The sequence below is a fragment of the Enterobacter sp. MGH119 genome (assembly GCF_001037675.1).
Lineage (GTDB): Bacteria > Pseudomonadota > Gammaproteobacteria > Enterobacterales > Enterobacteriaceae > Enterobacter > Enterobacter hormaechei_C.
Genome location: NZ_KQ089935.1, coordinates 69,092 through 95,809, shown reverse-complemented (window position 1 = coordinate 95,809; position 26,718 = coordinate 69,092). Strand labels below are relative to the sequence as shown.

The 26,718-nt window shown below is 58.9% G+C and carries 29 protein-coding genes; 25 read left to right on the top strand and 4 right to left on the bottom strand.

Translation table 11 applies throughout. The annotated features are described in order from the left end of the window. Positions 1–210 precede the first annotated feature (210 nt). The 16 genes from SK53_RS21175 (at position 211) to phnP (ending at position 11,892) form a co-directional block, all read left to right on the top strand. Entirely contained in the window at positions 211–546 is a 336-nt protein-coding gene (locus SK53_RS21175) for a zinc ribbon domain-containing protein YjdM (RefSeq protein ID WP_003860206.1), read from the top strand. A gap of 80 nt (positions 547–626) precedes the next feature. Then, positions 627–1,058: a VOC family metalloprotein YjdN gene (gene yjdN, locus SK53_RS21170; RefSeq protein WP_003860208.1), complete on the top strand. Its 432-nt coding sequence runs from the start codon at positions 627–629 to the stop codon at positions 1,056–1,058. 173 nt (positions 1,059–1,231) lie between these two features. Then, positions 1,232–2,020, top strand: a complete 789-nt coding sequence (gene phnC / locus SK53_RS21165) for a phosphonate ABC transporter ATP-binding protein (RefSeq protein ID WP_032608263.1) — start codon at positions 1,232–1,234, stop codon at positions 2,018–2,020. 22 nt (positions 2,021–2,042) lie between these two features. Then, on the top strand, positions 2,043–3,059 hold the full coding sequence (gene phnD, locus SK53_RS21160; RefSeq protein WP_048209966.1) for a phosphonate ABC transporter substrate-binding protein: 1,017 nt from the start codon (positions 2,043–2,045) through the stop codon (positions 3,057–3,059). A gap of 53 nt (positions 3,060–3,112) precedes the next feature. Next, positions 3,113–3,892: a phosphonate ABC transporter, permease protein PhnE gene (phnE, locus tag SK53_RS21155; protein WP_023302942.1), complete on the top strand. Its 780-nt coding sequence runs from the start codon at positions 3,113–3,115 to the stop codon at positions 3,890–3,892. Between the two features lie 20 nt (positions 3,893–3,912). Further along, a complete protein-coding gene (phnF, locus tag SK53_RS21150) occupies positions 3,913–4,638 on the top strand; it encodes a phosphonate metabolism transcriptional regulator PhnF (RefSeq protein WP_003860215.1) in 726 nt (241 codons plus the stop codon). Next, positions 4,639–5,091 carry a phosphonate C-P lyase system protein PhnG gene (gene phnG / locus SK53_RS21145; protein WP_003860217.1) on the top strand — a complete coding sequence of 151 codons (453 nt, stop codon included), beginning with the start codon at positions 4,639–4,641 and terminating at the stop codon, positions 5,089–5,091. It abuts the gene before it with no gap. Continuing rightward, entirely contained in the window at positions 5,088–5,672 is a 585-nt protein-coding gene (gene phnH, locus SK53_RS21140) for a phosphonate C-P lyase system protein PhnH (protein WP_048209965.1), read from the top strand. The genes phnG and phnH overlap by 4 nt, the downstream gene beginning before the upstream one ends. After that, positions 5,672–6,736 carry a carbon-phosphorus lyase complex subunit gene (locus tag SK53_RS21135; protein WP_045894777.1) on the top strand — a complete coding sequence of 355 codons (1,065 nt, stop codon included), beginning with the start codon at positions 5,672–5,674 and terminating at the stop codon, positions 6,734–6,736. The genes phnH and SK53_RS21135 overlap by 1 nt, the downstream gene beginning before the upstream one ends. After that, positions 6,729–7,574 (top strand): alpha-D-ribose 1-methylphosphonate 5-phosphate C-P-lyase PhnJ, encoded by an 846-nt coding sequence (gene phnJ, locus SK53_RS21130; protein ID WP_006810438.1) that lies wholly within the window; start codon positions 6,729–6,731, stop codon positions 7,572–7,574. Before SK53_RS21135 ends, phnJ begins: the two co-directional genes overlap by 8 nt. After that, complete coding sequence (phnK, locus tag SK53_RS21125) at positions 7,571–8,326, top strand: phosphonate C-P lyase system protein PhnK (protein ID WP_003860225.1); 756 nt, start codon at positions 7,571–7,573, stop codon at positions 8,324–8,326. The genes phnJ and phnK overlap by 4 nt, the downstream gene beginning before the upstream one ends. Positions 8,327–8,335: 9 nt before the next feature. Then, positions 8,336–9,016, top strand: coding sequence for a phosphonate C-P lyase system protein PhnL (phnL, locus tag SK53_RS21120; RefSeq protein ID WP_003860227.1), 681 nt, complete (start codon positions 8,336–8,338; stop codon positions 9,014–9,016). Further along, positions 9,013–10,149: an alpha-D-ribose 1-methylphosphonate 5-triphosphate diphosphatase gene (gene phnM / locus SK53_RS21115; protein ID WP_003860229.1), complete on the top strand. Its 1,137-nt coding sequence runs from the start codon at positions 9,013–9,015 to the stop codon at positions 10,147–10,149. The genes phnL and phnM overlap by 4 nt, the downstream gene beginning before the upstream one ends. Further along, complete coding sequence (phnN, locus tag SK53_RS21110; protein ID WP_086531977.1) at positions 10,146–10,697, top strand: ribose 1,5-bisphosphokinase; 552 nt, start codon at positions 10,146–10,148, stop codon at positions 10,695–10,697. Before phnM ends, phnN begins: the two co-directional genes overlap by 4 nt. Further along, complete coding sequence (gene phnO / locus SK53_RS21105) at positions 10,690–11,124, top strand: aminoalkylphosphonate N-acetyltransferase (protein WP_003860233.1); 435 nt, start codon at positions 10,690–10,692, stop codon at positions 11,122–11,124. Before phnN ends, phnO begins: the two co-directional genes overlap by 8 nt. A gap of 9 nt (positions 11,125–11,133) precedes the next feature. Then, a complete protein-coding gene (gene phnP / locus SK53_RS21100) occupies positions 11,134–11,892 on the top strand; it encodes a phosphonate metabolism protein PhnP (protein ID WP_003860235.1) in 759 nt (252 codons plus the stop codon). A gap of 52 nt (positions 11,893–11,944) precedes the next feature. Here the strand turns inward: phnP and yjdP are convergent, their stop codons facing one another. Continuing rightward, positions 11,945–12,268, bottom strand: coding sequence for a DDRRRQL repeat protein YjdP (gene yjdP, locus SK53_RS21095; RefSeq protein ID WP_003860236.1), 324 nt, complete (start codon positions 12,266–12,268; stop codon positions 11,945–11,947). 69 nt (positions 12,269–12,337) lie between these two features. Continuing rightward, positions 12,338–14,617, bottom strand: a complete 2,280-nt coding sequence (locus tag SK53_RS21090) for a hybrid sensor histidine kinase/response regulator (RefSeq protein WP_032608257.1) — start codon at positions 14,615–14,617, stop codon at positions 12,338–12,340. Between the two features lie 181 nt (positions 14,618–14,798). Here SK53_RS21090 and SK53_RS21085 point away from each other — a divergent pair, with 181 nt between their 5' ends. From SK53_RS21085 to SK53_RS21060, 6 genes are read left to right on the top strand one after another with little or no spacing between them, the layout of a single operon-like run. Next, positions 14,799–16,313, top strand: a complete 1,515-nt coding sequence (locus SK53_RS21085; RefSeq protein ID WP_048209964.1) for a sugar ABC transporter ATP-binding protein — start codon at positions 14,799–14,801, stop codon at positions 16,311–16,313. Positions 16,314–16,315: 2 nt separating this feature from the next. Next, positions 16,316–17,311 (top strand): ABC transporter permease subunit, encoded by a 996-nt coding sequence (locus SK53_RS21080; protein WP_003860239.1) that lies wholly within the window; start codon positions 16,316–16,318, stop codon positions 17,309–17,311. A 28-nt stretch (positions 17,312–17,339) separates the two neighbouring features. Then, positions 17,340–18,281, top strand: coding sequence for an ABC transporter substrate-binding protein (locus SK53_RS21075; RefSeq protein ID WP_003860240.1), 942 nt, complete (start codon positions 17,340–17,342; stop codon positions 18,279–18,281). A gap of 49 nt (positions 18,282–18,330) precedes the next feature. Then, positions 18,331–19,017, top strand: coding sequence for a D-lyxose/D-mannose isomerase (locus tag SK53_RS21070; protein ID WP_048209963.1), 687 nt, complete (start codon positions 18,331–18,333; stop codon positions 19,015–19,017). A 10-nt stretch (positions 19,018–19,027) separates the two neighbouring features. Further along, on the top strand, positions 19,028–19,888 hold the full coding sequence (locus SK53_RS21065) for a ketose 1,6-bisphosphate aldolase (protein WP_003860242.1): 861 nt from the start codon (positions 19,028–19,030) through the stop codon (positions 19,886–19,888). Beyond that, a complete protein-coding gene (locus tag SK53_RS21060; RefSeq protein WP_023315232.1) occupies positions 19,888–20,907 on the top strand; it encodes a carbohydrate kinase family protein in 1,020 nt (339 codons plus the stop codon). The genes SK53_RS21065 and SK53_RS21060 overlap by 1 nt, the downstream gene beginning before the upstream one ends. Here the strand turns inward: SK53_RS21060 and SK53_RS21055 are convergent. Next, positions 20,889–21,620: a response regulator gene (locus SK53_RS21055; RefSeq protein ID WP_048209962.1), complete on the bottom strand. Its 732-nt coding sequence runs from the start codon at positions 21,618–21,620 to the stop codon at positions 20,889–20,891. The genes SK53_RS21060 and SK53_RS21055 overlap by 19 nt on opposite strands. Positions 21,621–21,876: 256 nt before the next feature. Between SK53_RS21055 and fdhF the strand changes: the two genes are divergently transcribed. From fdhF to SK53_RS21035, 3 genes are all read left to right on the top strand, one after another. Then, on the top strand, positions 21,877–24,024 hold the full coding sequence (gene fdhF, locus SK53_RS21045) for a formate dehydrogenase subunit alpha (protein ID WP_080394424.1): 2,148 nt from the start codon (positions 21,877–21,879) through the stop codon (positions 24,022–24,024). A gap of 321 nt (positions 24,025–24,345) precedes the next feature. Next, positions 24,346–24,498, top strand: a complete 153-nt coding sequence (locus SK53_RS21040; protein ID WP_003860252.1) for a Hok/Gef family protein — start codon at positions 24,346–24,348, stop codon at positions 24,496–24,498. Between the two features lie 121 nt (positions 24,499–24,619). Then, positions 24,620–25,294 carry a tetratricopeptide repeat protein gene (locus tag SK53_RS21035; protein WP_003860254.1) on the top strand — a complete coding sequence of 225 codons (675 nt, stop codon included), beginning with the start codon at positions 24,620–24,622 and terminating at the stop codon, positions 25,292–25,294. A gap of 83 nt (positions 25,295–25,377) precedes the next feature. Here SK53_RS21035 and gltP read toward each other — a convergent pair whose 3' ends face one another. Beyond that, positions 25,378–26,691, bottom strand: a complete 1,314-nt coding sequence (gene gltP, locus SK53_RS21030; protein WP_003860256.1) for a glutamate/aspartate:proton symporter GltP — start codon at positions 26,689–26,691, stop codon at positions 25,378–25,380. Positions 26,692–26,718: the final 27 nt, after the last annotated feature.

Genomic DNA, 26,718 nt, shown 5'->3' with positions numbered 1-26,718 from the left:
TAGCATGATTACGATCTCTGCCGTTCAGGGCATACGCTTCCCTTAATTCACTGACAGTTCGTGTCATCGCTTGCGCATTTATGCGCTATTTTTATAAAACAATATCACCGACAAAAGTGGGGATTTGCGTTATACTCGCTGCCTTTTTCGGCACACTGCCGTCATTTAGCTGGCGTTTTCCAGCGTGTTAACACTTTTGAGGATACCCACATGCAACTTCCACACTGCCCGAAATGCAATTCTGAATACACCTATGAAGACAATGGCATGTTCGTTTGCCCGGAATGCGCCCATGAATGGAACGATGCGGAGCCTGCGCAGGACAGCGATGCGCTGATCGTGAAAGACGCGAATGGCAACCTGCTGGCAGACGGCGACAGCGTTACCGTTGTGAAAGATCTTAAGGTAAAAGGCAGCTCCTCCATGCTGAAGATCGGCACTAAAGTTAAAAATATCCGTCTGGTTGAAGGCGATCATAATATTGACTGCAAAATTGACGGCTTCGGTCCGATGAAACTGAAATCTGAGTTCGTGAAAAAGAACTGATTGTCCCGCCCGGTGACGCTTCGCTTACCGGGCGTTCGGGAACTACACTTAACGGGCTTTTCTTACGTGAGGTAAAGATTATGCCGTTAAGTCCCTACATCTCTTTCGCCGGCAACTGTGCGGAGGCGACGGCCTTCTATCAGCAGGCCGTCGGCGCAGAACTCCTCTACAAAATCACCTTCGGCGAAATGCCCAAAGACGAAAACAGCGAAGAAGGCTGTCCGTCAGGCATGAACTTCCCGGATACCGCCATCGCCCACTCTAATGTCCGCATTGCCGGCAGCGATATCATGATGAGCGATGGTCTGCCACCCGGTAGCAGCACGCAGTACGCCGGATTTACGCTGGTGCTCGACACGCAGGACGTGGATGAAGGCAAACGCTGGTTCGACAACCTCTCTGATGGCGGCAATGTCGAAATGGCCTGGCAGGAGACTTTCTGGGCGCACGGATTCGGGAAAGTCACCGATAAATACGGCGTGCCGTGGATGATTAACGTCGTTAAATCATAGGCCGCATAAGCGCAGCGCATCCGGCAACAGCGCCCGGTCGCGCTGCGCTGGCCGGGCCTAGGGTGATTGTCATCAAACTCCCCTCAACTCTTCAAACTCCCGCAACCAACACTTAACCTGAATGTCATATTGATGCGCCAGCATGAGGCCACATTTATCGTGAGGCCGGGCACATGCAAACTGTCATTCGCGTCGAGAAACTGAGCAAAACCTTCCATCACAACAAGGCGCTGCATGCCGTTGATCTGACCGTCCAGCAGGGCGAAATGGTGGCGCTGTTGGGGCCGTCTGGTTCAGGTAAATCCACCCTTCTTCGTCACTTGAGCGGCCTGATTACCTGTGACAAAACGCCGGAAAGCCGCGTCGAACTGCTGGGGAACACCGTGCAACATGCGGGGCGTCTGGCGAGCGATATTCGCAAAAGCCGCGCTCAGACGGGCTATATCTTTCAGCAGTTCAACCTGGTGAACCGCCTGACCGTGCTCGAGAACGTGCTGATTGGCGCGCTCGGCAGCACCCCGTTCTGGCGCACCTGCCTGCGCTGGTTCTCCCTATCCCAGAAGCAAGAAGCCTTACAGGCGCTGACCCGCGTCGGCATGGCGCATTTCGCCCACCAGCGCGTCTCCACGCTCTCCGGCGGACAGCAGCAGCGCGTCGCCATTGCCCGCGCCCTGATGCAGAAAGCCAAAATTATCCTGGCCGATGAACCTATCGCCTCGCTGGATCCGGAGTCCGCCCGCATCGTGATGGAAACCCTGCGCGACATCAATCAGAACGACGGCATCACCGTGGTGGTGACGCTGCATCAGGTGGATTACGCCCTGCGCTACTGCGAGCGCATCGTCGCCCTGCGTCAGGGACATGTGTTCTTTGATGGCGCAAGCCACCAGTTTGATAACGAACGTTTTGACCATCTCTACCGCAGCGTAAACCGCGTCGAAGAGCGCGCGCAGGCTGCATAACGACCCATAACGAGGAATGGAAATGAGCTATAAAACGGTTGCCGCGCTGGCCTTCACCAGCATGTTCAGCATCAGCACCCTGTTAAGCCCGGCCCACGCCGAGGAGCAGGAAAAAGCACTGAACTTTGGCATCATTTCGACAGAATCACAGCAGAACCTGAAACCCCAGTGGGAACCGTTCCTGAAAGATATGGAAACCAAACTGGGGATCAAAGTGAACGCGTTCTTCGCCCCGGATTACGCGGGCATCATTCAGGGAATGCGCTTCAACAAAGTCGACATCGCCTGGTATGGCAACCTCTCTGCTATGGAAGCGGTAGATCGCGCGAACGGCCAGGTGTTCGCCCAGACCGTTGCGGCAGACGGCTCTCCGGGCTACTGGAGCGTGCTGATCGTTAACAAAGACAGCCCGATCAACAACCTCAACGACATGCTCGCCAAACGCAAAGAGCTGACCTTTGGTAACGGCGACCCGAACTCTACCTCCGGCTTCCTCGTCCCTGGCTACTACGTCTTCGCGAAAAACAACGTCTCCGCCAGCGACTTTAAGCGCACGGTTAGCGCCAGCCACGAAACCAATGCCCTGGCCGTGGCGAATAAGCAGGTTGACGTTGCTACCAACAACACTGAAAACCTCGACAAGCTGAAGACCTCCGCGCCGGAAAAGCTGAAGGAAATCAAGGTTATCTGGAAATCACCGCTGATCCCGGGCGACCCGATCGTGTGGCGCAAAAACCTCTCCGAGAATACCAAGGACAAGGTCTACGACTTCTTTATGAACTACGGCAAAACGCCGGAAGAGAAAGCGGTTCTGGCACGTCTGGGCTGGGCACCGTTCCGCGCGTCCAGCGATTTGCAGCTGGTGCCGATTCGCCAGCTGGCGCTGTTCAAGCAGATGCAGGGCGTGAAGGACAACAAAGGCCTGAAGGACGAAGAGAAAACCAGCAAAGTGTCGGAAATTCAGGCGCAGCTGGACGATCTTGACCGCCTGACCGCCGCGCTCGGCGCCATGACCAGCGTGAATAAAGCGGTGCAGTAACGCCTTTCTCCCTCTCCCTCAAGGGAGAGGGGACTAAACCCAAAGGAGCCAACATGCAAACCATCACCCTCCCGCCGCCAAAACGCAGCTGGTTCTCGCTCATAAGCTGGGCTGTTCTGCTGGCGGTGCTCGTTATCTCCTGGAAGGGCGCGGAGATGGATCCGCTGCTGCTCTTCAGGGACTCAGGCAACATGGCGACCTTCGCCGCCGACTTTTTCCCACCGGACTTCAGCCAGTGGCAGGACTACCTCGGTGAAATGGCGATCACCCTGCAAATTGCCGTCTGGGGCACCGCCCTCGCCGTGATCCTCTCCATTCCGTTTGGCCTGATGAGCGCCGAAAACATCGTGCCATGGTGGGTTTACCAGCCGATGCGCCGCCTGATGGACGCCTGTCGCGCCATCAACGAAATGGTCTTTGCGATGCTATTCGTGGTCGCCGTCGGCCTGGGTCCGTTCGCGGGCGTGATGGCGCTGTTCATCCACACCACCGGCGTGCTCTCCAAGCTGCTCTCCGAAGCGGTTGAAGCCATCGAGCCCGGCCCGGTGGAAGGCATCCGGGCAACCGGAGCGAACAAAATCGAAGAGATCCTGTACGGCGTCCTGCCGCAGGTGATGCCGTTGCTCATCTCCTATTCCCTGTACCGCTTCGAGTCCAACGTTCGCTCCGCCACCGTAGTCGGCATGGTGGGCGCAGGCGGCATTGGCGTCACCCTGTGGGAAGCGATTCGTGGTTTCCAGTTCCAGCAAACCTGCGCCCTGATGGTGCTAATCATCGTCACCGTCAGCCTGCTGGATTTCCTCTCTCAACGTTTGCGTAAGCACTTCATCTGAGAAGCGAGGCTTTGATTGGTATGCACTTATCCAGACATCCGACCAGTTACCCCACCCGCTGGCAAGAGATTGCGGCAAAGCTCGAAGTGGAGCTGCGCACGCACTATCGCTGCGGAGACTACCTGCCTGCCGAGCAGCAGCTTGCCGACCGCTACGAAGTGAATCGTCACACCCTGCGTCGTGCCATCGATCAACTGGTGGAGCGCGGCTGGGTCCAGCGTCGTCAGGGCGTCGGCGTGCTGGTGCTGATGCGTCCGTTTGACTACCCGCTTAATGCCCAGGCGCGTTTTAGCCAGAACCTTCTCGATCAGGGCAGCCACCCCACCAGCGAAAAGCTGCTGTCTGTCCTGCGCCCGGCCTCCCGCCACGTGGCGGACGCGCTGGGGATTCAGGAGGGCGACAACGTCGTTCACCTGCGCACGTTGCGCCGGGTGAACGGCGTGGCGGTCTGTCAGATCGACCACTACTTCGCGGACCTCACCCTCTGGCCCGTTCTGCAACATTTCGCCAGCGGTTCCCTGCATGATTTTCTTCAGGACGCGACGGGTATCGTACTCAAACGCACCCAGACGCGCATCAGCGCCCGCCGCGCGCAGGCGAAAGAGAGCAAGGTGCTGGAGATCCCCAACATGGCCCCGCTGCTCTGCGTGCGCACTCTCAACCACCGTGACGGCGACGTCAACGCAACGGAATACTCCGTCAGCCTGACCCGCGCCGACATGATTGAATTTACCATGGAGCACTGAATGCACTTCGACACCTCCACTCGTCAGCGCTGGATGCGCGTGCTGGCCCACAGCCAGCCTGCTGCGCTGGCTGCCCGCATGAACGCGCTCGGCCTGACGCCGGATTACGACACGATCCGCGCGCCGGAGATCGGCCTGGTGCAGATCCAGGCACGCATGGGCGGCACCGGCGAGCGCTTCTTCGCCGGCGATGCCACCCTCACCCGCGCGGTGATCCGCCTGAAAAGCGGCACTCTGGGCTACGGCTACGTACTTGGGCGCGACAAAACGCACGCCGAGCGCTGCGCAGCGATCGACGCGCTTTTACAGGAACAGCCGCATTTTCAGACGTTAATGGAAACCCTTATTGCCCCGCTGGAAGCTGACCGCGCCGCACGCCTTGCCGCGCGTCAGGCCGAAGTAAATACCAGCCGGGTCGACTTCTTTACGCTCGTTCGCGGAGACAACGCATGACGCTTCAACCTGCTTTTACCCTGGCCGTCCAGGATGCCCAACAGAGTTTCCGTCGACTGCTGAAAGCCATGAGCGAGCCGGGCGTCATTGTCTCGCTGCACCAGCTCTCCCAGGGCTGGCTGCCGCTGAACCTCGCCTCTACCAGCGTGCTGCTGACGCTGGCGGACAACGACACCCCGGTATGGCTGTCAGGGGCATTGCTGAACGATATCGCCAGCCAGAACCTGCGCTTTCACACCAACGCGCAGCTGGTCGATCAGCCCCAGCAGGCGGTCTTCGCCGTGGCCGACGAGCAAATCAGCCATGAACAACTTAATGCCCTGAGCGAAGGCAGCGCCGTCGCACCGGAAACCAGCGCTACGCTGATTTTGCAGGTCTCCAGCCTGAGCGGTGGCCGCATGCTACGCCTGACGGGGGCAGGGATCGCCGACGAGCGGATGGTCGCCCCCCAGCTGCCGGAGTGCATCATTCATGAGCTGACCGAGCGCCCGCATCCGTTTCCGCTCGGTATCGACCTGATCCTGACCTGCGGCGAGCGCCTGCTGGCGATCCCGAGAACCACTCACGTGGAGGTGTGCTGATGTACGTTGCCGTCAAAGGGGGCGAGAAGGCGATCGCCGCCGCCCATGCCTTGCAGGAGCACAGACGCCGGGGGGATGACGCCTTACCCGAGCTGAGCGTCGCCCAGATTGAACAGCAGTTAAACCTGGCCGTCGACCGCGTGATGACCGAAGGCGGCATCGCAGACCGCGAGCTGGCGGCGCTGGCGCTGAAACAGGCCAGCGGCGATAACGTGGAAGCCATTTTCCTGCTGCGCGCTTACCGCACTACGCTTGCGAAGCTGGTGGTAAGCGAGCCGGTGAAAACGGCGGAAATGCGTTTAGAGCGCCGTATTTCTGCGGTGTACAAAGATATTCCTGGCGGCCAGCTGCTTGGTCCGACCTACGACTACACCCATCGCCTGCTGGACTTCACTCTACTGGCGAACGGTGAAACACCGCAGCTCAGCGTCTCTGACGCTGAACAAGACGCCTCCCCGCACGTCTTTAGCCTGCTGGCAAACCAGGGGCTGGCGAAGGCGGAAGAAGACACCGGCAGCACACCGGATGACATCACTCGCACGCCGCCGGTCTATCCCTGTTCGCGCTCGTCCCGCCTGCAACAGCTGATGCGCGGCGATGAAGGGTATCTGCTGGCGCTGGCCTACTCCACGCAGCGCGGCTACGGGCGCAACCACCCGTTCGCGGCAGAGATCCGCAGCGGTTATCTCGATGTCGAAATTGTGCCGGAAGAGCTGGGTTTTGCGGTGAACATCGGCGAACTGCTGATGACCGAGTGCGAAATGGTCAACGGTTTTGTCGCGCCAGAGAATGAAGATCCGCATTTTACCCGCGGCTACGGGCTGGTGTATGGCCTGAGCGAGCGCAAGGCGATGGCGATGGCGCTGGTTGACCGTGCGCTCCAGGCGCCGGACTACGGCGAGCATATTGCAGGCCCGGCACAGGACGAAGAGTTCGTGCTGGCCCACGCGGATAACGTTGAGGCCGCCGGCTTTGTCTCGCACCTCAAGCTGCCGCACTACGTCGATTTCCAGGCCGAACTGGAACTGCTGAAACGCCTGCAACGGGAGCGCGCCAATGGCTAACTTAAGCGGCTACAACTTTGCCTATCTGGACGAGCAAACTAAACGCATGATCCGCCGCGCCATCCTTAAGGCTGTGGCGATCCCCGGCTACCAGGTGCCGTTCGGCGGCCGCGAAATGCCGATGCCCTACGGCTGGGGCACCGGCGGTATTCAGATCACCGCCAGCGTGATCGGCGAAGCGGACGTGCTGAAGGTCATCGACCAGGGGGCAGACGACACCACCAACGCCGTGTCGATCCGCAACTTCTTTAAGCGCGTAACGGGCGTCAACACCACTGAAAAAACCGAAGACGCGACGCTGATCCAGACCCGTCACCGCATTCCGGAGACCCCGCTGACTGAAGATCAGATTTTGATTTTCCAGGTGCCGATCCCGGAGCCACTGCGTTTTATCGAGCCGCGGGAAACCGAAACCCGCACCATGCACGCCCTGGAAGAGTACGGGATCATGCAGGTCAAACTGTATGAGGACATCGCCCGCTTCGGCCATATCGCCACCACCTACGCCTATCCGGTGAAGGTGAACGGCCGCTACGTGATGGACCCGTCGCCGATCCCGAAATTCGATAACCCGAAGATGGACATGATGCCCGCCCTGCAACTTTTTGGTGCCGGACGGGAAAAACGCATCTACGCCGTACCGCCGTACACCCGTGTGGAGAGCCTGGATTTTGACGATCACCCGTTTACGGTGCAGGAGTGGGACGAGCCGTGCGCCATCTGCGGCTCGAAGCATAGCTATCTGGATGAAGTGGTGCTGGACGACACGGGCAAACGGATGTTTGTCTGCTCCGACACCGATTACTGCCGCCAACAGAGCGAGGCGAACAGCCAATGAAACCGCTGCTTTCGGTTAATAACCTGACTCACCTTTATGCACCGGGCAAAGGCTTTAGCGACGTGTCGTTTGAGCTGTGGCCGGGCGAAGTGCTGGGCATTGTCGGCGAGTCCGGCTCCGGTAAAACCACCCTGCTGAAGTCCATCTCCGCGCGCCTGACGCCGCAGAATGGCGACATTTTGTATGAGGGCGTGTCGCTGTATGGCATGAGCGAAGCCGAGCGCCGCCGCCTGCTGCGCACCGAGTGGGGCGTGGTGCACCAGCACCCGATGGATGGCCTGCGCCGCCAGGTCTCGGCGGGGGGCAACATCGGCGAACGGCTGATGGCCACCGGCGCGCGCCACTACGGCAACATCCGCGCCACGGCGCAGCACTGGCTGGAAGAGGTTGAAATTCCCGCCTCGCGCATCGACGACCTGCCGACCACCTTCTCCGGCGGCATGCAGCAGCGTTTACAGATTGCCCGCAATCTCGTCACCCATCCGAAGCTGGTGTTTATGGATGAACCGACCGGTGGGCTGGACGTCTCCGTGCAGGCGCGCCTGCTGGATCTGCTGCGCGGCCTGGTGGTGGAGCTGAACCTGGCGGTAGTGATTGTCACCCACGATTTAGGCGTTGCACGCCTGCTGGCGGACCGCTTGCTGGTGATGAAGCAGGGTCAGGTGGTGGAAAGTGGGCTGACCGACCGCGTGCTCGACGATCCCCATCATCCGTACACCCAACTGCTGGTGTCCTCGGTATTACAGAATTAAGAGGCCAACATGATCCACGTTGAAAATGTCAGTAAAACCTTTGTGCTCCACCAGCAAAACGGTGTCCGCCTGCCGGTACTGCAAAATGCCTCATTAGAGGTCAGCAACGGCGAATGCGTGGTGCTGCATGGCCATTCCGGCAGCGGAAAATCCACCCTGCTGCGCTCCCTGTACGCCAATTATCTGCCGGACGAAGGCCATATCCATATCCGCCATAACAATGAATGGGTTGATCTGGTCCAGGCTCCCGCGCGCAAAGTGCTGGAAGTACGCCGCTCGACGATCGGCTGGGTCAGCCAGTTCCTGCGGGTGATCCCGCGGATCTCCGCCCTGGACGTGGTCATGCAGCCTCTGCTGGATCTCGGCGTGCCGCGCGAAACCTGCGCCGCTAAAGCCGCCAGCCTGCTGACGCGTCTCAACGTACCGGAGCGTCTGTGGCACCTCGCCCCGTCGACCTTTTCCGGCGGCGAGCAGCAGCGCGTCAACATCGCCCGTGGCTTTATCGTCGATTACCCGATTTTACTCCTGGATGAACCCACCGCCTCGCTCGACAGTAAAAACAGCGCAGCGGTGATAGAACTGATCGAACAGGCCAAAGCGCGCGGCGCGGCGATCGTCGGGATCTTCCACGACGACGCCGTACGCCATCGCGTGGCGGACAGACTGCACCCGATGGGGACAAACGTATGATTATCAATAATGTCAGGCTGGTGCTGGAAAATGAGGTCGTGAACGGCTCGGTTGAGGTGCGGGACGGTGTCATCCGCGCCTTTGCCGAAACCCAGAGCCGCTCACCGGACGCGATGGACGGCGAAGGCGGCTGGCTGCTACCGGGGCTGATTGAGCTGCATACCGATAATCTCGATAAATTCTTCACCCCGCGCCCGAAGGTGGACTGGCCTGCGCATTCAGCGATGAGCAGCCACGACGCGCTGATGGTCGCCAGCGGCATCACCACGGTGCTGGACGCGGTGGCGATCGGCGACGTGCGCGACGGCGGCGATCGCCTGGAGAACCTGGAGAAGATGATCAACGCCGTGGAGGAGACGCAAAAGCGCGGCCTCAACCGCGCCGAGCACCGCCTGCACCTGCGCTGCGAGCTGCCGCACCACACCACCCTGCCGCTGTTTGAGAAGCTGGTGGGCCGCGAGCCGGTCTCGCTGGTTTCCCTGATGGATCACTCGCCGGGACAGCGCCAGTTCGCCAACATTGAAAAGTATCGCGAATACTATCAGGGCAAATATTCTCTCAGCGACGCGGAGATGGCGCGCTACGAAGAAGAGCAGCTGGCGCTGGCGGCCCAGTGGTCGCAGCCGAATCGCCTCTCCATTGCCGCTATGTGCCGGGACCGTAATATTGCCCTGGCCAGCCATGATGACGCCACGCACGATCACGTGCGCGAATCCCACCAGCTTGGGAGCGTGATCGCCGAATTTCCCACCACGTTCGAGGCGGCAGAAGCATCGCGTAAGCATGGCATGAACGTCCTGATGGGCGCGCCGAACATCGTACGCGGCGGGTCGCACTCCGGCAACGTGGCGGCAAGCAAGCTCGCCTCGCTCGGCCTGCTGGATATCCTCTCCTCTGACTATTACCCCGCCAGCCTGCTGGACGCGGCGTTCCGGGTGGCGGACGACGAGGGCAACAGCTTCACGCTGCCACAGGCGATTCGCCTGGTGACAAAAAACCCGGCCAGCGCGCTCAACCTTCACGATCGCGGTGAGATTGCCGAAGGCAAACGGGCAGACCTGGTGCTGGCGCACCGCAAGGGCGAGCACGTTCATATCGACCACGTCTGGCGTCAGGGAAAAAGGGTGTTCTGATGGGAAGACTCATCTGGTTAATGGGCCCGTCCGGCTCCGGGAAGGACAGCCTGCTGTCGGCGTTACGGCAGCGGGAACATTCACAGCTGCTGGTAGCGCACCGCTACATTACCCGCGCGGCAAACGCCGGGAGTGAAAACCATATCGCCCTGAGCGAGCAGGAGTTTTTTACCCGCGCCGGGCAAAACCTGCTGGCGCTGAGCTGGCATGCCAACGGTTACTACTATGGCGTCGGCATCGAGATCGACCTCTGGCTGCACGCGGGCTTTGACGTGCTGGTCAACGGCTCGCGGGCGCATCTCCCGCAGGCTCGCGCCCGGTACGAAGCGGCGTTGCTCCCGGTCTGTTTGCAGGTTTCCCCGGACGTTCTGCGTAGCCGGCTGCAAAAGCGGGGGCGCGAAAACGCGCGCGAGATCGACCAGCGGCTGGAACGGGCGGCGCGTTACACCCCGTCGGGTTGCCATCTCCTCAATAACGACGGAAGTTTGCTACAGTCAGTCGAGACCTTTCTATCGCTTATTCGCCAGAAGGAGAAACAGCATGCCTGACTGCCAGCTTCGCCCCGCCACCGCCGACGATGCGCCGATCGTTTACGCGCTGATCTGCGAACTTAAGCAGGCCGAGTTCGATCATCAGGCGTTTCACGCCGGGTATCTGGCCAACTTGCGGGATCACAATATGCGCTACCAGCTGGCCGAGCTGGACGGGCAGATCATCGGGATGATCGGCCTGCATCTGCAGTTTCACCTGCACCACGCGCGCTGGATCGGCGAGATCCAGGAACTGGTGGTGATGCCGCAGGCGCGCGGATTAAAAGTGGGCAGCCAGCTGCTGGCCTGGGCAGAGGACGTCGCACGGCAGGCAGGCGCCGAGCTGACCGAGCTTTCCACCAGCGTGAAGCGCGTGGACGCGCACCGTTTTTATGTTCGTGAAGGGTATACGCAAAGCCATTTCCGCTTCACCAAACCGCTGTAGAGGTGCGTTATGAGTCTGACGATCACGCTGACAGGAACCGGAGGGGCGCAGCTGGTGCCGGTGTTTGGCTGCGACTGCGCGGCGTGCCGACGGGCGCGTTTACAGGAAAATTATCGCCGTCGCCCCTGTAGCGCGGCGGTGAAATTCAACGATGCGGTCACCTTGCTGGACGCGGGTATTCCACACCTGATGGACGACTGGCCTGCGGGCAGCTTCCAGCAGTTTTTGCTTACCCATTATCATATGGATCACGTTCAGGGGCTTTTCCCTCTGCGCTGGGGCGTAGGCGCCACCATTCCCGTCTACGGTCCGCCAGACGAGGCAGGCTGTAACGATCTGTTCAAACATCCGGGCATCCTGGATTTCAGCCACACGGTGGAGCCATTTGTGACGTTTGAACTTCAGGGCTTGCGGGTCACGCCGCTGCCGCTCAACCATTCAAAACTCACGTTTGGCTATCTGCTGGAGTCCGCCCACAGCCGCGTGGCGTGGCTTTCTGATACCGCCGGACTGCCGGATAAAACGGTGACGTTTCTGCTAAACAATCAGCCGCAGGCGATGATTATCGACTGTAGCCATGAACCGCGCCCGGAGACGCCGCGCAACCATTGTGATTTGAATACGGTGATTGCGCTGAACGAGGTGATTGGCTGTCCGCAGGTGATCCTGACGCATATCAGCCATCAGTTTGACGTGTGGATGATGGATAACCCGCTGCCGTCCGGCATTGAAGCGGGGTATGACGGGATGGTGATGGTGCTGGATTAGGTTTTCTCCCTCTCCCGTGGGAGAGGGTTGGGGTGAGGGCAACAGGCCGCACTTAGCCGCGATCGTAATCGTCTTCCAACCTGCGCTCGTCCTCTTCTAACCGACGCCTGTCGTCGTCCAACTGACGCTGACGCTCGTCTAAACGGCGGCGTCGATCTTCTAACTGTCGACGACGATCGTCGTACTGTCGGCTGTCGATTTGACGGCTGCGGTCGTAACGATCGTCGTCATCGTCATTACGGCTGCTGCTGGGGTTGTAGGCATCGTTGATCGCCTGCTGAATATTGCCAATAGCATCATCAATCACATCGGCATGCGCCAGTTGGCTGGTTAAAGTCAGCAGACCCAATAACAGAGCGGTAGAGTAACGTTTCATAAGGCCAGACTCGCAGGTGAACTGGCCTTAAAGTAATGACTGGCTGTTAACGGGAGTAGCGGAGGAATCTCAAATTACCATCACCTTCCGCAGTGCCTGCGCCAGCTGCTGGCGGGTAAACGGCTTACGCAGTAACGGAACGTCCGGCAGCTGCGGGTTATGCGCCGGGCGCAAATCCTGCCCGCTGATCAGCAGCACCGGCAACTGCGGATAGTGGCTGCGTACATGGCCGATCACCTCCGCACCGCTCAGGCCGCCCGGCAGCATCAGGTCGCTGATAAACATGCCGATATCCGGTGATGCGTCCAGCATGTTCAGCGCCTGCTCGCCGTTTTCGGCTTCGAGCGTCAGGTAGCCAAGCTGGTGCAGTTGCTCACACAGGGTCTGCCGCACGCCCGCCTCATCTTCCAGGACCAGCACAAGCAGCTCACTTTCTGTCGGGGCCGTGGTCGCCAGCGCGGCATCATTGGAGAACGCGGGCAGCGTCGAGCGCGGCAGCTGGAGCCGCACGGTGGTTCCCTGCCCCGGCGCGCTTTCGATCTCAACGCGCCCCCCGGACTGACGCACAAAGCCGTACACCATCGACAGCCCTAATCCGCTGCCGCTGCCGGTCTGTTTGGTGGTGAAGAACGGTTCAAAGACCTGAGATTTCACCTCCTGCGACATCCCACAGCCGTGGTCAATCACCTCCAGCGCGACCATATCCTGCCTGCGCCCGTCGCTGCGGGTCACACGCTGGTTCCAGGTGCGGATTTTAATCACACCGTTTTGCCCCTCCATTGCATCACGGGCGTTCATCACCAGGTTGATAATGGCGTTTTCCAGCTGGCTGACGTCAATCCATGCGGGCCAGGCCGGGGTTTGCGCTTCAATATCCAGCGTCAGCGTGGCGGGAAGGGAGTGCCGCATCAGCTCGCTCAGGTTCTCCAGCAGCGGCTTCATCTCTACCGCATGGGGTTGCAGGGATTGCTTGCGCGAGAAGGCCAGCAGACGCTGGGTGAGCATGGCCCCGCGTTCCGCGGCTTTGAGCGCACGAGTGATGCGCGGCGCGTCCGGTGACGCTGAATCGGTCAGCTCCAGACTGCCGATAATCACCGCCAGCAGGTTATTAAAATCATGCGCCAGACCGCCCGTCAGTTGCCCGACCGCCTTCATTTTCTGGCTGTGCAGCAGCGCCTCCTCCAGCCCCTGACGTTCGATGCGGTCGACCTCCATCTGCGAGGTCTTCTCCTTAAGCAGCCGCGTGGTGTGCTCCAGCGAAGCGGTATTGCGTGCAAAAACGTTAAACGCGCGCGCCAGTTCCCCCAGCTCATCACGCCGCTGTAGTGCGGGCACCGACACATTCTGCTCTCCGTGAGCGAGACGCGACATTGCCCTTGAGATAGCCGTCAGGTTGGAGCCCAGATTGCGATAAATATACCAGCAGGCGCAGCCGGTGATGATCAGCGCCAGCACCGCGAAAACGCTGATAAACACGCTGATGGAGCGCAGCTCCTGGTGACTTTGGGCGGTACGCAGCCGGGAGGCCTGTGCCACCTGTTCAACGTACTGATTGATGTCGCGGTTTAATATCGCTACCAGCGCCTTGATGTGGAACATGTACCAGCTGATGGACAGATCGCTCTCTTCCAGCTGCTTCGACAGTGGCGCGAGCTTGCGCAGCTCATCATTAAAATCCGGGAGCACCAGGTTGACCACCGGTTGCAGGGCGCTCGCGGGTAACATCGCGGTTACTGCATCCAGCTGCTGCACCGTGGCGCGCGGTGAAGGGGTATCAATGGCGGCAACGATCAGCCTGTCCATCTCAGCAAGCTGCCGGGGGTCTGGCACATTGCTCGCGTAACGACGGTTGATATCCTGCAAATGACGCAGGTAGCTTTGGCTTTGATACAGCGCGCTGAGCAGCGCGTTACGCTCCAGATGCCGTTTTTGCCCGCGCTCCAGCATTCCCGTCACGCTCTGCTGTAACTCATTGCTCCTGCGAATAATACGCGTCACCAGCGCCGGCTCCTGCTGCGCCAGCGGCGCATCGGCAAGCTGCTCCAGCGAGTGGCGCAGCGCCATCTGCGTCTGTTTAAGCCGCTCAGCTTCGCCTTTGTACTCCAGCGCACCGACCACCTGCGACAGCCGCACCGCCGCCGTTGCCACATTGGCCGTGTCGCGCGCGAGGTTCATGCTGCCGGTCATGTCATCCAGCGTTTGCTGCTGCACCTGCTCCTGGATCTGGCTGGCATGACGAAAGCCGAGCACCGCCACGCCGCTGACCATCAGCGTTACCGCCACCACCAGCAGGTTAAATATCAGCAGGCGACCGCGGGCGCTGGTGAAGAACGGGGGGCGTGATGGCATGGGTTTGGGCTCCTCTGCGGTTTGGTGCCCTCACCCTGGCCCTCTCCCACAGGGAGAGGGAAAAGGAAAATGTGATGGCGATTAGCTATTCATAACTATGACAAATATGAACAGCTTCTGACATTTTGCATTTACGCGCCTGTGATGAAGTGCAGATATCGACATTCACAGGAGATCCGCCATGAGCAGAACCCCGGTTTTAGAGATGCGCCACATTGCCAAAACCTTTGGCAATTTCCACGCGCTCAAGGGCGTGGATTTGACGGTTTTCCCCGGTGAGATCCACGCGCTGATGGGGGAAAACGGCGCCGGAAAGAGCACGCTGATGAAGATCCTCGCAGGCGCCTATACCGCCAGCAGCGGCGACATCCTCATCGACGGTCAGCCGTTTCACATCAAAGGGCCGAAGGATGCGCTGGCCGCAGGCATTACCCTGATTTATCAGGAGATGCAGCTTGCTCCTAACCTGACCGTGGCGGAAAACATTTTTCTCGGTAGCGAGCTGTCGCGCGGCGGGCTGGTCCAGCGCAAAGAGATGGCTGCCCAGGCCCAGGCGGTCATTGACCGTCTGGGCGCGCAGTTCAGCGCAACCGACCTGGTCATGAAACTGACCATCGCCGAGCAACAGCAGGTGGAGATCGCCCGCGCGCTGCACCGCAACAGCCGCATTCTGGTGATGGACGAACCTACCGCCGCCCTCTCCTCACGCGAAACCCACCGTCTGTTCGAACTGATTTTGCGCCTGCGCGATGAAGGGATGGCGATTATCTACATCAGCCACCGCATGGCGGAAGTGTATGAACTCTCTGACCGCGTCAGCGTGCTACGCGACGGGCAATACGTCGGCAGCCTGACGCGCGACAAGCTCAACGCCTCCGAGCTGGTGCGCATGATGGTGGGTCGTCCGTTAAGCGACCTGTTCAACAAAGAGCGCGATATTCCGCTCGGCAGCCCGCGTCTGAACGTGCATCACCTCACGGATGGCAAAAAAGTGCAGCCGTGCAGTTTGCAGGTTCGCTCCGGTGAAATCGTCGGGCTGGCAGGGCTGGTCGGCGCCGGGCGTTCTGAGCTGGCGCAGCTGATCTTCGGCGTGCGCAAAGCCACCGGCGGCATGATTGAAGTGGACGGCGAACCGGTGGTGATCCACTCCCCGCGCGCGGCCATTGAGAACGGCATCGGTTTTCTCACCGAGAACCGCAAGGAGCAGGGGCTATTTCTGGAGCTGGCGGCGCAGGAGAACATCACCATGGCGACGCTGGAGCGCGACGCCACCTTCGGCTGGCTGAACCGCAAAAAAGCGCAGTCGATTTCCGATGACGCCATCGCCCTGCTCAATATCCGCGTGCCGCATTCTCAGGTGCGCGCAGGCGGGCTCTCCGGCGGCAACCAGCAAAAACTGCTGATCTCCCGCTGGGTGGCGATAGGCCCGTGCATTCTGATTCTGGACGAACCCACGCGCGGCGTGGACGTCGGGGCAAAAAGCGAGATCTACCGCATCATGAACCAGATGGCGCGCAAAGGGGTGGCGATCCTGATGATCTCCAGCGAGCTGCCGGAAGTAGTAGGAATGAGCGACCGGGTGTACGTGATGCGGGAAGGCAGCATTGCGGGTGAACTGCACGGGCGCGACATCTCTCAGGAAAACATCATGACGCTGGCAACCGGCGTGAACGACACACATCATCAGGCGGTGTAATTATGACAACTCCAACCCATCCGCAGCAGGTGGCGAAATCCGCCTCTGCCAAAAAAATGCTGATGAGCGATCTGATGCAAACGATCGGCATTTTGCCGATTTTAATCCTGATTGTGGCTGTATTTGGCTTTATCGCTCCGAACTTTTTCACAGAAAGTAACCTGCTCAATATTACCCGGCAGGCGTCGATCAACATTGTTCTGGCGGCCGGGATGACCTTCATCATCCTGACCGGCGGGATTGACCTCTCCGTGGGCTCGATTCTGGGCACCACGGCGGTGGCGGCGATGGTGGTCTCGCTTATCCCTGAATTTGCGATGCTCTCCATTCCGGCGGCGCTAATGCTCGGTATGGTACTGGGGCTGTTCAACGGCGCGCTGGTGGCCTTCGCCGGACTTCCGCCATTTATCGTCACGCTCGGCACCTACACGGCGCTGCGCGGCGCGGCCTACCTGCTGGCGGACGGCACGACGGTCATTAACTCCAACATCAACTTCGAGTGGATCGGCAATAACTACCTCGGCCCGATCCCCTGGCTGGTTGTGATCGCCCTGGCGGTGATTGTGGTGTGCTGGTTTATTCTGCGTCGCACAACCCTCGGCGTTCACATCTATGCGGTCGGCGGCAATATGCAGGCGGCGCGCTTAACGGGCATTAAGGTCTGGCTGGTGCTGCTGTTTGTCTACGGCATGAGCGGCCTGCTCTCCGGTCTCGGCGGCGTCATGAGCGCTTCACGTCTCTACAGCGCCAATGGCAACCTCGGCACGGGGTATGAGCTGGATGCAATTGCGGCGGTGATCCTCGGCGGCACCAGCTTCGTCGGCGGGATCGGCACGATCACCGGCACGCTGGTCGGTGCCTTGATCATCGCCACCCTCAACAACGGCATGACGCTGATGGGCGTCTCCTACTTCTGGCAGCTGGTGATCAAAGGGGCGGTGATCATCATTGCGGTGCTGATCGACAAATACCGTACCCGACACCATCAAAGTGCATAACAACAATACCCTACGTGAGGAATACAGCATGAGATTGAAGCCCTTAGTGACCGCGCTCTGTGCTGGCGCGCTGCTGGCCGCAACCCCGTTTGCGCAGGCAAAAGATCTGAAATCCATCGGCGTGACGGTGGGCGACCTGGCTAACCCGTTCTTCGTGCAGATCACCAAAGGTGCCGAGCTGGAAGCGCGCAAGCTGGCGGGGGACAACGTCAAGGTGACGCTGGTCTCCAGCGGGTACGATCTGGGCCAGCAGGTGTCGCAGATTGATAACTTTATTGCGGCGAAAGTGGACATGATCATCCTCAACGCCGCGGATTCCAAAGGGATCGGCCCGGCGGTAAAACGCGCCAAAGAGGCGGGGATCGTGGTCGTGGCGGTTGACGTGGCGGCGGAAGGGGCCGATGCGACCATCACCTCCGATAACACCCAGGCGGGGGAAATGGCCTGTAAGTACATTACCGACCGCCTGAAAGGTAAAGGCAACGTGGTGATCATTAACGGACCGCCGGTTTCTGCGGTACAAAACCGCGTGGAGGGCTGCCAGACCGAGTTCAGGCGCCACCCGGATATCAAAGTGCTCTCGGATAACCAGAACGCCAAAGGCAGCCGTGAAGGCGGGCTGGAGGTCATGACCTCCCTGCTGGCGGCTAATCCGAAGATCGACGGCGTATTCGCGATTAACGATCCTACCGCGATCGGCGCCGATCTGGCCGCGAAGCAGGCGCAGCGCAACGAGTTCTTTATCGTTGGTGTGGATGGCAGCCCGGACGGTGAAGAAGCCCTGAAGCGCGAAAATTCCCTGTTTGTGGCGACGCCAGCGCAGGATCCGCAGGTGATGGCGGCGAAGGCGGTGGAGATCGGCTATGACATTCTTCAGGGCAAACCTGCGCCGAAAGAGCCCGTGCTGATCCCGGTGACGATGATCGATAAAAAGAACGTCGGCACGTATAAGGGGTGGACGGTTAAATGATCCTTTTCCCTCTCCCGCAGGGAGAGGGAACTGTTTTAAAGGAGTCACCATGAAACGCTCCGACATCAATGAAATCCTCGGCCATACTCGGCAGTTCTTCTCCATGCACGACGTGCATCTCCCGCCTTTTGCCAGCTTTCCGCCGACAAAATGGCAGCAGCTTGACCAGGCTGCATGGCAGGAGGTGTTTGACCTCAGGCTCGGCTGGGACGTGACGGCATTTGGTGGCAACAACTTCGCTGCACAGGGGTTAACGCTGTTCACCCTGCGCAACGGCTCCCCCAACGGCGTGCCCTATGAAAAGTGCTATGCCGAAAAAATCCTGCACGTCCGCGACGGCCAGGTGACGCCGATGCATTTTCACTGGCGCAAGCGGGAGGACATCATTAACCGCGGCGGCGGGAATCTGATTATTGAGTTATGGAATGCGGGCGCGCATGAAGAGACCGAAAACACCGACGTGACCGTTACCGTCGACGGCTGTCGGCAGACGCACGCGCCCGGCAGCCAGCTGCGCCTCACACCAGGGGAGAGCATCTGCCTGACGCCCGGCCTGTACCACAGTTTCTGGGGTGAACGCGGCTTTGGCGACGTGCTGGTGGGCGAAGTGTCGTCGGTCAATGACGATGAACACGACAACCACTTTTTACAGCCCATCGATCGCTACAACACCATCGAAGAAGACGAACCGGCGGTGCTGGTGCTGTGCAACGAGTACAACCTGTTTCGGATATAAGGAGTGAATGATGCCATTGATTTCTCTTGCCGATGGTCTGGCCCACGCCAGGGAACACCGCTACGCCCTGGGCGCGTTCAACGTGCTCGACTCCCACTTCCTGCGCGCGCTGTTTGCCGCCGCGAAACAGGAACGCTCGCCGTTCATCATCAACATCGCCGAAGTGCATTTTAAGTACGTGTCTCTGGAGTCGCTTGTCGAAGCAGTGAAGTTCGAAGCCGCCCGTCACGATATTCCCGTGGTGCTTAACCTCGACCACGGGCTGCATTTTGAGGCCGTCGTGCGCGCCCTGCGCTTAGGGTTCAGCTCGGTGATGTTCGACGGCTCGACGCTGAGCTATGAGGAAAATATCCGCCAGACGCGGGAAGTGGTGAAGATGTGCCATGCGGTGGGCGTCTCGGTAGAGGCGGAGCTGGGCGCGGTCGGGGGTGATGAAGGGGGTGCGCTTTACGGGCATGCGGATGAAGCCTTCTTCACCGATCCGCAGCTGGCGCGCGAGTTTGTCGATTTAACCGGTATCGACGCGCTGGCGGTCGCCATTGGCAACGCGCACGGCAAATACAAGGGCGAGCCGAAGCTTGATTTCCCGCGTCTGGACGCCATTCGACAGCAGACGGGCCTGCCGCTGGTTTTACACGGCGGCTCTGGCATAAGCGATACTGATTTCCGCCGCGCCATCGAGCTGGGCATTCATAAAATCAACTTTTATACCGGCATGTCGCAGGCCGCGCTCGCCGCCGTTGAGCAGCGCATGGCAAACCGCCAGCCGCTGTACGATGAGTTTGCCGAACTGCTGCTGGGCATTGAAGAGGCCATTACCGATACGGTTGCGGAACAGATGCGCATCTTCGGCAGCGCGGGGCAGGCATAATGGAACGCAAAGGGATTATCGCCGCAGGCAACATGCTGGTGGATCACGTCCACCAGATCGTACAGTGGCCGGAGCGCGGCTGGCTGGCGGAAATCACCCACAGTGAGCGCTCAACCGGCGGTGCGCCGCTCAACGTTCTGCTGACGCTGGCGAAAATGCACGTCGGCCTGCCGTTACAGGCGGTGGGGCTGATTGGGGAAGACAGCGACGGAGACTATATTCTGGCGATGCTCGACCAGTATCACGTCAATCGCCAGCGCGTGCAGCGTACAACGTTCGCCCCAACGTCGATGTCGCAGGTGATGACCGACCCCAGCGGACAGCGCACTTTTTTCCACTCGCCGGGCGCCAACCGCCTGCTGGATCTTCCCGCCTTCGATCGTTTAGACGGATCGCTGAAGATCTTCCATCTCGGCTACCTGCTGCTGCTCGACAGCCTGGACATGCCGGACGAGGAATTTGGCACCCGCAGCGCGCGGTTACTGGCACAGATGCGCGATCAGGGGTATGAAACCTCGCTCGATCTGGTGTCCCGCAAGGGCGATCCGCGCTATCAGCCGCTGGTGCTCCCTGCCCTGCGCCATCTTGATTATCTGGTGATTAACGAGCTGGAAGCCGGTGAGTTTAGCGGGCTTGAGATCCGTGACGGCCATGATGCGCTGAACATGGCTCATATCGCCGACGCTGCCACACAACTGCTGGCGGCAGGCGTGCGACAGCGGGTGGTGATCCACTGTCCGGAAGGGGCATGGGGTGAAGCGCCGGGTGAAAAAGGGCAATGGGTTCCGTCGTGGAAGCTGACGCAGGACGAGATTATCGGCAGCGTCGGCGCGGGCGACGCGTTTTGCGCGGGCTTTTTATACGGCTGCCATGAATCCCTGCCGCTGACGGAGAGTATTTATCTGGCGCACGCCTGCGCGCGGGCCAGCCTGCTGGCGGCTAATGCAATTGACGGCGCGAAAACACTGGCCGAGCTTCAGACGTTTATTCAGGAGAACGGTCAGGCGGCTTTCTCATGATGGGAAACGTCCGTGGCAAAAACATAGCCCAGACCGCGAATGGTTTTGATCAGCAGAGGCTGGTGCGGATTGACCTCAATTTTTCGCCGTAGCCGCATGATCAACACGTCGATAGTGCGGTCAAAGACCTCGGCGCTTTCGCTGTGGGTCAGCTTCAGCAGCTGTTCACGACTCAGTACCCGGCGGGCGTTTTGCGTTAATGCCAGCAGCAGGCCATATTCGCCCTGGGTTAACGGCACGGTATTACGCTGCGGATCGCTCAGCTCGCAGCGGGTGGTGTCCAGCGTCCAGCCGTTAAAGGCAATACCTTCAACGCGCGGCGCGGCAGGCTCCGCGTCCAGCGCGCCGGTACGACGCAGCACCGCCTTAACGCGGGCGACCACCACGCGCGGATTGAACGGTTTTCCGATGTAATCATCAGCGCCCATTTCCAGCCCGACGACCACATCTGATTCACTTCCCAGCCCCGTCAGCATTACCACCGGTAGCGATGGTCGCTGCTTTTGCAGTTGCAGTAAAACCTGTAATCCGTTGATATCCGGCAGTATCATGTCCAGCAGAACCAGCGCAATGCCGGAGTCCTGCTGGACACGGTTCACCGCGTCCTGCCCAGAGTGACACGTCAGTACGGTAAAGACGTGCTCGCTGAGCACATCCTGTAGCAGTTCGCAGACTGCGACATCATCGTCAACCACCAGAATCGCCGGTTTCATCGCATGCTTCCGTCAGGGAATTATGTTAAGTCTGAACCATTCTGCCGCCGGCTCCAGCCGAATTGTTTTTTACGTGACGGAAATTCAATCCATGTCACATCCCCTGCCCTTTCGACACGTCAATTTTGACGATTGGCTGTTTTTCGTCAGGGTTTTGCCCCGCAAAGGGTCGTAAAGTCAGGAAATACCCATAATAAAAACATGGCATAGAAGCTGCATATTGGGCAGGTAAGAACTGTTTAACTGGAGCAAAGTGATGAAAAAAGTCGTCACGGTTTGCCCTTATTGTGCCTCAGGTTGCAAGATCCACCTGGTGGTCGATAACGGCAAAATCGTCCGGGCGGAAGCGGCGCAGGGTAAAACCAATCAGGGCACGCTGTGCCTGAAAGGATATTACGGCTGGGATTTTATTAACGATACCCAAATCCTCACCCCGCGCCTGAAAACCCCTATGATCCGCCGCGAGCGCGGCGGCAAGCTGGAAGCCGTCTCCTGGAATGAAGCGCTGGATTACGTCGCCACGCGCCTCAGCGCCATCAAGGCCAAGTATGGCCCGGATGCGATTCAGACCACCGGCTCCTCACGCGGAACCGGGAATGAAACCAACTATGTGATGCAAAAATTCGCGCGCGCCGTTATTGGTACCAATAACGTCGACTGCTGCGCTCGCGTCTGACACGGCCCATCGGTTGCAGGTCTGCACCAGTCGGTCGGTAACGGCGCAATGAGTAATGCCATCAATGAGATAGATAACACCGATCTGGTGTTCATCTTCGGCTATAACCCGGCGGATTCTCACCCTATCGTCGCGAATCACGTTATTCGCGCCAAACAGAACGGGGCGAAAATCATCGTCTGCGATCCGCGTAAAATTGAAACCGCGCGCATTGCGGATATGCATATCGCACTGAAAAACGGCTCGAACATCGCGCTGTTGAATGCGATGGGGCACGTCATTATTGAGGAGAATCTCTACGACCAGGCGTTTGTCGCGAGCCGTACGGAAGGGTTTGAAGAGTATCGCAAGATTGTCGAAGGCTATACGCCGGAGTCAGTAGAGGCGATAACCGGCGTCAGCGCACAGGAGATCCGCCAGGCGGCGCGGATGTACGCCGGGGCGAAAACCGCCGCTATTCTGTGGGGCATGGGTGTGACCCAGTTCTACCAGGGCGTGGAAACCGTGCGCTCGCTCACCAGCCTCGCCATGCTGACCGGCAATCTGGGTAAAGCGCATGTGGGCGTGAACCCGGTGCGTGGTCAGAATAACGTGCAGGGTGCGTGTGATATGGGCGCGCTACCGGATACCTATCCGGGCTACCAGTACGTCAAATTCCCGGAAAACCGCGAGAAGTTTGCGAAGGCCTGGGGCGTGGAAAGTCTGCCGGCACACACCGGATACCGCATCAGCGAGCTGCCGCACCGCGCGGCGCACGGTGAAGTGCGTGCGGCCTACATCATGGGTGAAGATCCGCTCCAGACCGACGCCGAACTGTCCGCAGTGCGCAAAGGCTTTGAGGATCTGGAGCTGGTGATTGTTCAGGATATCTTTATGACCAAAACCGCGGCAGCGGCGGATGTGATTTTGCCGTCGACCTCCTGGGGCGAGCATGAAGGTGTCTATACGGCGGCAGACCGCGGTTTCCAGCGCTTCTTCAAGGCCGTCGAGCCGAAATGGGATCTGAAAACGGACTGGCAGATCATCAGCGAAATCGCCACCCGCATGGGCTACCCGATGCACTACAACAACACCCAGGAGATCTGGGACGAGTTGCGGCATCTGTGCCCGGACTTTTATGGGGCAACCTATGAAAAAATGGGTGAGCTGGGCTACATCCAGTGGCCGTGCCGGGATGAGTCAGAATCCGATCAGGGGACGTCATTCCTCTTTAAAGAGAAGTTCGACACCCCGAACGGGCTGGCGCAGTTCTTCACCTGCGACTGGGTCGCGCCGATCGATAAGCTCACCGACGAGTATCCGATGGTGCTCTCCACCGTGCGTGAAGTGGGCCACTACTCCTGCCGTTCCATGACCGGCAACTGCGCCGCGCTGGCGGCGCTGGCGGATGAACCGGGTTACGCGCAGATCAACACCGCCGATGCCGAACGGCTCGGTATTGAAGATGAAGCGCTGGTGTGGGTGAATTCGCGTAAAGGCCGCATCATTACCCGCGCGCAGGTCAGCGACCGTCCGAACAAAGGGGCAGTCTATATGACCTACCAGTGGTGGATTGGCGCCTGCAACGAGCTGGTGACCGAGAACTTAAGCCCGATAACCAAAACGCCGGAGTATAAATACTGCGCCGTAAACGTGGAGCCCATTGCGGATCAACACGCTGCGGAACAGTATGTGATCGACGAATATAACAAGCTGAAAGCCCGACTGCGCGAAAGCGCAATGGGTTGAAGCCGTTAATTTATCGTTGAATAAAGGGAGTGATATATTCACTCCCTTTTTATTTCCGATTAATTCATAAGAAATAGAAATTATTATTCTGGAAAGCGGCTCGCAGAAATAATGTAATTTACGCAGAATAGAATTACATCTTTGCATTTTAATTCAGAGGGATAAGATGTGCGGCGGGTGCTTAAGACTTTCTGTCTTGAGCATTGTTGAGGGACAGAAAGTAGAAAGCCCCGGGAAATTTTCATTTACCCGAGGCTACTCCCTCAACTCCAACAAGTTGAGAGTAGCCTCTTATTCTTTTTTTGACAAGGAGTAAAAGGCATGACGCCATTAAAAACTGCGTTAGGCATCGTCTTTATTGTTTGCCTGACGATAGTGATCTTTACCTTTATTACTCGCGGCAGGCTCTGCGAGTTTTCAATAAAGAGTGAACATCAGGAGGTGGCGGCGAAATTAGCCTGTAACGCAGGCTAACCTCTTCGGGCGGAACGCGTGTTCCGCCCGGCTTGTGGGATGCTGAGGTCTTAACGCACCCGTTTTTTTCTTCTGTCGCCGCGATTATACTGCGCGGCGTGTACCCAGATGATAAGAATCCATGAAAATCCTTTTTCTGATGTTGTTATTTTTAACCGCGTTTGCCCATGCCGATGAGATAGGCAGCCAGTATAAAAAGCAGGCTGAAGCGGGCGATGCGCGCGCGCAGTATTATCTCGCCGATACCTGGTTCAGTTCCGGCGACAGCGCGCAGGCGGCGCTGTGGGCGGAAAAAGCGGCAAAAGGCGGTGATGTCGACGCCATGGCGCTGCTGTCGCAAATCCACTTTTCGCAGGGTGACTATGCGCAGGCTAAAGCCCTGGCCCAACAGGCAAACATTGCGGGCAGCAAACGCGGCGCGATCATGCTGGCGCGTGTGCTGGTGAACACGCAGGCGGGCAAAACCGACTACCCGCAGGCCATCGCACTGCTGCAATCGGCGACCGAAGACATCGATAGCGACTCGGCGGTAGACGCGCAACAGCTGCTGGGGCTGATCTATGCCAACGGCGTTGAAGTTCCTCAGGATGACGTGCAGGCCGCATCGTGGTTCAAGCGGAGTTCGGCTCTGTCCCGGACGGGCTATGCGGAGTACTGGGCAGGAATGCTGTTCAGGCAGGGTGAAAAAGGCTTTATCACACCGAATAAGCAGAAAGCGCTTTACTGGTTAAACCTGAGCTGTACCGAAGGGTTTGATACCGGGTGTGAAGAGTTTGATGCGTTGAGCGGGGAGTAAATTGTTGCCCGGTGGCGCTGCGCTTACCGGGCCTACGGCTTATGCAGGCCGGGTAAGGCGAAGCCGCCACCCGGCTTTTTACATCACTGGTCAGCCGTTTTATCAAAACGACCCAGTACCTCGCGTTCATACGCCAGCGCTTTTTTACGGTCGAACTTGTGTTCCCACTTAGCGATTACCAGTACCGCCAGGGCATTACCCACCACGTTCAGCGCGGTACGCGCCATGTCGAGGATACGGTCCACACCGGCAATAAACGCCAGGCCTTCCAGCGGAATACCGACGCTGCCCAGCGTCGCCAGCAGCACCACGAAGGAGACGCCCGGCACGCCTGCGATCCCTTTTGAAGTCACCATCAGCGTCAGAACCAGTACGATTTCCTGCCACAGCGACAAGTCAATGCCGTACAGCTGCGCGATAAAGATCGCTGCAATACTCTGATACAGCGTTGAACCATCCAGATTGAAGGAGTAACCGGTCGGTACAACGAAGCTGGTAATGGACGCCGGCGCACCGTAGGCCTCCATCTTCTCAATGATACGCGGCAGTACGCTCTCGGAGCTTGCCGTGGAGTACGCCAGAATCAGCTCATCCTTCAGGATGCGGATCAGGATCCAGATGCTGAGCCCGCACAGGCGCGCCACAATGCCCAGCACCACCAGCGCGAAGAACAGAATCGCGAAGTGCACCAGAATCACCAGCTTCGCCAGCGGCCACAGGGAGGCAAAGCCGAAGTTCGCTACGGTCACCGCAATCAGCGCGAATACCCCGACTGGCGCATAACGCATCACCATGTGGGTGACTTTGAACATGGTTTCGGAGATAGAGCGGAACACGGTCACCAGCGGTTCACGGTGCGTCGCGGGCAGGGAAGAAAGCCCCAGGCCAAAGAGTACCGAGAAGAAGATGATCGGCAGCATCTCGCCCTTCGCCATGGACGCGATAATGTTGGTCGGTACCAGCGAGAGAATAGTCCCCATCAACCCATGCGAATGGCTCTGCACATCGGCGGTTGTGCTTTGGTATTTCGAAATATCCACCGTCGCCAGCTGCGACATATCGATCCCGGCACCAGGCTGGAACACGTTCGCCAGGGTGATGCCAAGTACGATGGCAACCGTAGTGATCACTTCGAAATAGAGAATGGTTTTAACGCCGATGCGGCCTAACTGTTTCGCATCACCAACACCCGCGATACCGACCACCAGCGTCGAGATCACAATCGGCACAACAATCATCTTGATCAGATGAATAAAGATATCGCCCGCAGGGGAGAGAAGGTTCGCAATCAGCCACTCGCGACTGTCGCTATGATAATGGAGGTAACTGCCCAGCAAGATGCCCAGCACAAGGGCCAGCAGGATCTGCCAGGCCAGGCTGACTTTCAAATTTTTCATAGAAACTGACTTCCTCAATGAAATCTC